Annotated in this window: 4 protein-coding genes; 3 read left to right on the top strand and 1 reads right to left on the bottom strand. The window is 72.1% G+C overall.

The features are described 5' to 3' along the window. Positions 1–18 precede the first annotated feature (18 nt). Positions 19–2409 (top strand): helicase C-terminal domain-containing protein, encoded by a 2391-nt coding sequence (locus N5079_RS24100; protein WP_261586280.1) that lies wholly within the window; start codon positions 19–21, stop codon positions 2407–2409. 63 nt (positions 2410–2472) lie between these two features. Then, positions 2473–4128 (top strand): DNA repair helicase XPB, encoded by a 1656-nt coding sequence (locus tag N5079_RS24105; RefSeq protein WP_261586282.1) that lies wholly within the window; start codon positions 2473–2475, stop codon positions 4126–4128. Between the two features lie 226 nt (positions 4129–4354). On the opposite strand, the gene N5079_RS24110 is transcribed toward N5079_RS24105, so the two are convergent. After that, positions 4355–4660: a hypothetical protein gene (locus tag N5079_RS24110; RefSeq protein ID WP_261586284.1), complete on the bottom strand. Its 306-nt coding sequence runs from the start codon at positions 4658–4660 to the stop codon at positions 4355–4357. A gap of 113 nt (positions 4661–4773) precedes the next feature. On the opposite strand from N5079_RS24110, the gene N5079_RS24115 reads away from it, so the two are divergent. After that, complete coding sequence (locus tag N5079_RS24115) at positions 4774–6768, top strand: HelD family protein (RefSeq protein WP_261586285.1); 1995 nt, start codon at positions 4774–4776, stop codon at positions 6766–6768. Positions 6769–6845 lie beyond the last annotated feature (77 nt).

Below are 6845 nucleotides of genomic sequence, written 5' to 3' on the forward strand. Positions count from 1 at the left end.
AGGGGGATTGGAGATTCGATGAGCACCGACTTCACCGAGTGGCTGCGCGGCCGTACGGATGAGCGGTTGCGCGCGCTCGTGAAGGCGCGGCCCGAGCTCATCACGCCCGTCCCGGCCCATGTCGAGGGCCTCGCCGCCCGCGCGAGCACCCCGTCGGCCCTCGGCCGGGCCCTCGACCGGCTCGACGGGTTCACACTCGCCGTCCTCGAGACGCTGAGCCTCCAGCCCGGCCCCCTCGCCCGCGACGCCCTCCGGGCCCTCCTCGCCCACGCCATCCCGGGAACCACCCCCGGCCCGGACCTCGACGCGGCCCTCGATGAGGCGATCGAGCGGCTCCGCACCACGGGGCTGGCCTACGGGCCCGACGACGCGCTGCGCCCGGCGCCGGGCGTCAAGGAGGCGCTGGACCCTCCCGCGGGTCTCGGGCCTCCGGCCGCGGAGGTCTTCCGGCACCACTCCCCGGAGGCGCTGGCGGCGCTCCTCGACGACATCGTCCCGGACGGAGACGCCCCACCCGGGGGAGATCACAGGGCGCCCCGGGTGCGGCTGGCGGAGGTGCTGGCCGATCCGTCGTCGGTCGGACGTCTGGTCGCGGAGGTGTCGCCGCAGGCGCGCGCCGCCCTCGACGAGCTGGCGTGGGGACCGGCGAGCGGTCGGCTGCCCAACGCCCGGCGCGAGGTCAGCACGGCCACCGCCCAGTCGCCGATCGAGCAGCTCCTCGCCCGGGGTCTGCTCGGAGCGACCGGCGAGGAGACCGTGGCGCTGCCCCGCGAGGTGGCCCTCTTCCTGCGCGACGGCCGGATCCACCGTGACCTGTCCCCGTGGCCGCCCGAGCTGGAGGGCGCCACCCGCGACCAGGTCCTCGCCGACCGGACGGCCGCCGGGCAGGCGTTCACCTTCGTCCGCACCGTCGAAGAGCTGTGCGAGCACTGGAGTGTCGATCCTCCCGGGGTCCTGCGCACGGGCGGCCTCGCCGTACGGGATCTGAAGAGGACGGCGCAGCTCCTCGACCTTCCGGAGTGGGCGGCCGGGCTCGTCGTCGAGGTGGCCCACGCGGCCGGGCTGATCGCGTCGAACGGATCGGTCGACGGCGAGTGGCTGCCGACCGGGACGTACGACGGATGGCGGGTCAAGGCCACCGAGGACCGGTGGGCGGTGCTGGCCTCCGCCTGGGCGGCCATGGATCGCGTCCCCGGGCTCATCGGCGAGCGGGACGAGCGCGACCGGCCGCTCAACGCCCTGCATCCCGATCTCCGCAGGCCGGCGGCCACGCAGGTACGCGCCGAGACGCTGGCCGTGCTGGCGTCGGCCGGCGCCGGGCTGGCGCCGGCCGCGCGGTCCGTGCTGGCCCGGCTGGCATGGGAGCGGCCCCGGCGCCGGGGCGCGCAGCGGGACAGGTTCGCGGAGTTCACGCTGCGCGAGGCGGAGCACATCGGCGTGACGGGGCTCGGCGTGCTGTCCGCGCACGGGCGGTCGATCGTCCTCGGGGACGGCGAGGCCGCGCGCCTGCTGGCTCCGCTGCTGCCGGAGCCGGTGGACCACGTGCTGCTGCAGGCCGACCTGACCGCCGTCGCCCCCGGACCGCTGACGAGCGACCTCGGCCGCTGGCTCGCGCTGGCGGCCGATGTCGAGTCGAAGGGCGGCGCGACGGTCTACCGGTTCGGCGAGCGGTCGATCCGGCGGGCGCTGGACGCCGGGCAGTCGGCGGACGACATGATCGCGATGCTGGAGCGGCACTCCGCCACGCCCGTCCCCCAGCCGCTGCGCTACCTGGTCTCCGACGTGGCCCGCCGTCACGGCCGCATCAAGGTCGGTACGGCTTCCGCCTACGTCCGCTGCGACGATCCGTCGGTGCTCGACGAGGTGCTGGCCGACAAGCGCTCCGGCCTGCTGCGGCTGCGGCGGCTCGCCCCGACCGTGCTGGCGTCCAAGACGTCCAGGGCGACGCTGGTCGACTCGCTGCGGGCGATGGGCTACGCGCCGGTCGCCGAGTCCCTGGATGGAGACGTGCTGGTCTCCCGGGCCGAGACGCGGCGTACCGAAGGGCCGGCCATGGCCCGCGCGACCGGCGCCGCCGGCCCCGACTCCGACGTCGTGGCGGCGGCCGTACGGGCGATCCGAGCGGGCGACGACGCCCATCGCACGAGGCGGCGGCCGGTCGACGCCCCCGACGGCCAGCCCCCCCGTAGCCCGGCGAGCGCGACGATCGAGGCGCTGCGCGAGGCGATTCGCATGGGCTCCCAGGTGTGGATCGGCTACCTTGACTCCCAGGGCCACGCCACCAGCCGCATCCTGGAGCCGGCCCGCATCGAGGGCGGATATCTCACGGCCTACGACGAGACCCGCGCCACCGTCCACCGCTTCGCCCTGCACCGCATAACCGGTGTGGCGAGCCTCTCGCCTCAGTAAAACGGGACTGATTCGGCTCTATCTCTTGTTTGATAGCCCGTAGCCGTACCAAGGGAGTGGGCATTGAATGACGGGCCGCTGATCGTTCAGTCGGACAAGACGCTGCTGCTCGAGGTCGATCACGAAAGGGCCGGCGAGTGCCGCAAGGCGATCGCCCCGTTCGCCGAGCTGGAGCGCGCCCCCGAGCACGTCCACACCTACCGGGTCACGCCGCTCGCGCTGTGGAACGCCCGGGCCGCCGGGCACGACGCCGAGCAGGTCATCGACGCGCTGATCTCGCACAGCCGCTATCCCGTGCCGCACGCGCTGCTCGTGGACGTGGCGGAGACCATGGCCCGCTACGGACGGCTCCGGCTGGAGAAGGACCCGATCCACGGGCTGATCCTCACCAGCTCCGACCGCGCGGTGCTGGAGGAGGTGCTGCGCTCCAAGAAGATCCAGCCGCTGCTGGGCGAGCGGATCGGCGCCGAGTCGGTGGCCGTGCACCCGTCGGAGCGCGGCAACATCAAGCAGTTGCTGCTCAAACTGGGCTGGCCGGCCGAGGACCTGGCCGGATACGTGGACGGCGAGCACCACCCCATCGAGCTGGCCGAGGACGGCTGGGCGCTCCGGCCGTACCAGAAGGAGGCGGCGGACGCGTTCTGGCACGGCGGTTCCGGCGTGGTGGTGCTGCCCTGCGGGGCGGGCAAGACGATCGTCGGGGCCGCCGCCATGGCGCATGCCCAGGCGACCACGCTGATCCTGGTGACCAACACGGTCTCGGCGCACCAGTGGAAGCAGGAGCTGATCAAGCGGACCTCGCTGACCGAGGACGAGATCGGCGAGTACACGGGCACCAAGAAGGAGATCCGCCCGGTCACCATCGCGACCTACCAGGTCATGACGACCAGGCGGCAGGGCGTCTACCGGCACCTGGAGCTGTTCGACGCCCGCGACTGGGGCCTGGTGATCTACGACGAGGTGCACCTGCTGCCCGCGCCGATCTTCCGGATGACGGCCGACCTCCAGGCGCGCCGCCGGGTGGGGCTGACCGCGACGCTGGTCCGCGAGGACGGCCGCGAGGGCGACGTCTTCTCCCTCATCGGGCCCAAGCGGTACGACGCGCCCTGGAAGGAGATGGAGACCCAGGGGTGGATCGCGCCCGCCGACTGCGTCGAGGTCAGGGTCACGCTCACCGACGAGGAACGGCTGGCCTACGCGATGGCCGAGCCCGACGAGCGCTACCGGTTCTGCTCCACCACGCCGTCGAAGACCCGGGTCACCGAGGCCCTCGTCCGGCGGCACGCCGGCGAGCAGGTGCTGGTGATCGGGCAGTACATCGACCAGCTCGACGAGCTCGGCGAGCACCTGAACGCCCCGGTCATCAAGGGCGAGACCCGCGTGCGCGAACGGGAGCGGCTGTTCCAGGCGTTCCGCGACAAGGAGATCCAGGTCCTTGTCGTGTCGAAGGTGGCCAACTTCTCCATCGACCTGCCCGAGGCTTCCGTCGCGATCCAGGTGTCGGGCACCTTCGGCTCGCGGCAGGAGGAGGCACAGCGGCTCGGCCGCGTCCTGCGGCCCAAGGCCGACGGCGGCGGCGCGCGGTTCTACTCGGTCGTCAGCCGGGACACCGTGGACCAGGACTTCGCGGCCCACCGGCAGCGGTTCCTGGCGGAACAGGGGTACGCCTACCACATCATCGACGCAGACGACGTGGGCGAGGAAAACCCGGCGAGGTGAGTCTCGCCGGGTGGGGTGCCAGGTCAGGCAGGTCTGTTCTGATCAGGTCCAGGAGATACCGTCGGCCCGAGACAACCGCATCACCCCCTTGCCGCCTTGCCCCCACACACACCACTCAGATCGATGGCGGCCATACCCCATAGTCGCGGCAAATCACCCGATTTGCCCCGACTTTTGGGCGAATTGCCATGCCGATTTGTTAGAGATTCAGCCAGTATTCACAGGGTTACTGCGCGACCACACCGCCGACGAAAAGCACGCCCACGGCGAGCACCCAGGCCCCCACGGCGACCTCGAGCAGAGCCGACCGGTGAGTGAGCCAGCCGGCCGCCGTGGACGCCGCCGCCAACAGGGCGATCACGGCGGAGAGCAGGATGGCGGAGGCGATCCGGTCCGCGCAGGCCGGGGACGACTCCGCACCCGAGCAGAACGCCTCCGTCCCCCAACCGCCGAAGACGGAGAGCCCCCAGAGCGCCGCGAGCAGCAGGCTCGCCACGGTCGGAATCGCGGGAGGCACCCAGGTCCGTGTCACCTCGTTACAGGTACCCGGACCGGGAAACGGCAACACGCCGCGGAAATACCATTTGGGTTGGCGATCGGCCCTCGGTAAGCTCTTGTGTTTCCCGTTCTCAGAGGAGTTTCCGCATGCCTGAAAAGGTGCTAGAGGCCGAGCGCGCCCATCTCGCGGCCTCCCGCGCCGCGCTCCGATCGATGCGCGAGCACGCGCAGTCCCTCTCCGCTGACGCCGCCGGCGACTGGGTCTCCCAGCAGGTGCTCCAGGGCCTCCTCGACCAGCGGGTCGCCGCGCTCGCCGACCACTCCGACACCCCGCTCTTCTTCGGCCGCCTCAACCGGTCCGGCGGCGACGACCTCCCCACCACCATCTACGTCGGCCGCCGCCACGTCCACGACGACAACAGCCGGGCCCTGGTCATCGACTGGCGCGCCCCCGTCTCCCGAGCCTTCTACCAGGCGAGCCCCGCCGACCCGATGGGCATCACGCTGCGCCGCAGGTTCGGCTACCACGGCGGCGACCTCACCGCCTACGAGGACGAGCCCCTCGACGGTCCCATTGACGGCAGAAACCTCGGGCAGAGCCGGCTGCTCACCGAGGAGATCGAGCGGCCCCGCACCGGCCCCATGCGGGACATCGTGGCCACCATTCAGCCCGACCAGGACGAGATCGTCCGGTCCGACCTCGGCGTGACGGTCTGCGTCCAGGGGGCGCCCGGCACCGGGAAGACGGCGGTGGGCCTGCACCGCGCCGCCTACCTGCTGTTCACCCACCGCGAGAGGCTCTCCCGGTCCGGCGTGATGATCGTCGGCCCCAACCGTGCCTTCCTCTCCTACATCTCCTCCGTCCTCCCGGCGCTCGGCGAAGTCAAGGTCGACCAGACGACCGTCGCCGGCATCCTCGGCGACCACTCCTTCCCCGAGGACCCGGCGGTCGCGGCGATCAAGGGCGACGCCCGGATGGCCGAGGTCCTGAAGCGGGCGCTCTGGCTGCACGTGACCAAGCCGGAAGAGGGCGTGCTGTTCACCAAGGGCATCAACCGCTACCGGGTCGCCGACTACGAGGTCCGCGAGATCGTCGCCTCGCTGCGAGGCACCACCCGGTACGGCCCGGGCCGCGCCACGCTGGCCCAGCGGCTCGCGCATGCCGTGCTCGTCCAGATGGAGCGGCGCGGCGAGTCGCCCGACGACCGGGTGCAGGACGCCGTGGCGAGGTCCAAGTCCGTCAAGACCGTGCTCGACGCGGTGTGGCCCAAGCTCACCCCGGAGCAGGTGCTCTTCCGGCTCCTGTCGGACGCCGATTTCCTCGCCCGCGCCGCCAAGTCCGGCCTGTCGCCCGCCGAGCAGGAGACGATCCTCTGGCGCAGGCCCGCCAAGTCGCACAGATCCGCCAAATGGTCCACTGCCGACGCCGCACTGCTCGACGAACTGAGCGACCTGATCGAGCGGACGGCCTCACACGGCCACGTCGTCGTGGACGAGGCCCAGGACCTGTCCGCGATGCAGCTCCGCGCGCTCGGGCGGCGCTGCCGTACGGGATCGGCGACCGTGCTGGGCGACCTCGCCCAGGGCACGACACCGTGGTCCGCCCGGTCCTGGAAGACCGTGCTCGACCATCTCGGCCAGCCGTCCGGCCAGGTCACCGAGCTGACCCTGGGCTTCCGCGTGCCGCGCGAGATCCTCGACTACGCCGCCCGGCTGCTGCCCTCGGTCGCGCCGGACCTCGCCGCTCCCCGATCGCTCCGCCCCGGAGCCGGCTCCCTTTCCGTACGGCTGTCGCCCGACGTCGCCTCGGCCGTGCCCGACGCCGTACGGCAGGCTCTACGGCGTGAGGGCTCCATCGGGGTCATCGTGGCGGACGCCTCCGTCACCGCCATCTCGGCCGCCCTCACCGGCATCGGCCACGGCGTGCTCGGCCCCGACTCCACCGGCGAGGAGCGCGTGCTGGTGGTCCCGGCCGGCCTGGCCAAGGGCCTGGAGTACGACCACGTCATCGTCGTGGAGCCCGCCGACATCGTCGCCGCCGAGGACCGCGGCCTCGCCCGGCTCTACGTCGTCCTCACCCGGGCCGTCACCTCGCTGACCGTCCTCCACGCCAACGGCCTCCCCGAGCAACTCGCGATGTAAGACCCAAAGAGCCGGCCACCCAACCACCGCCGTGATCATGCAGGGTTTCCCGGAAAGCTCGGCGACGTGGAGACTCC

The sequence above is a fragment of the Planotetraspora sp. A-T 1434 genome (assembly GCF_025420585.1).
Lineage (GTDB): Bacteria > Actinomycetota > Actinomycetes > Streptosporangiales > Streptosporangiaceae > JAOEGB01.

What these genes read in the sequence shown, in the direction of transcription:
- N5079_RS24115 (WP_261586285.1), top strand. Translation starts at nt 4,774, where the DNA reads ATGCCTGAAAAGGTGCTAGAGGCCGAGCGCGCCCATCTCGCGGCCTCC.
- N5079_RS24100 (WP_261586280.1), top strand. Translation starts at nt 19, where the DNA reads ATGAGCACCGACTTCACCGAGTGGCTGCGCGGCCGTACGGATGAGCGG.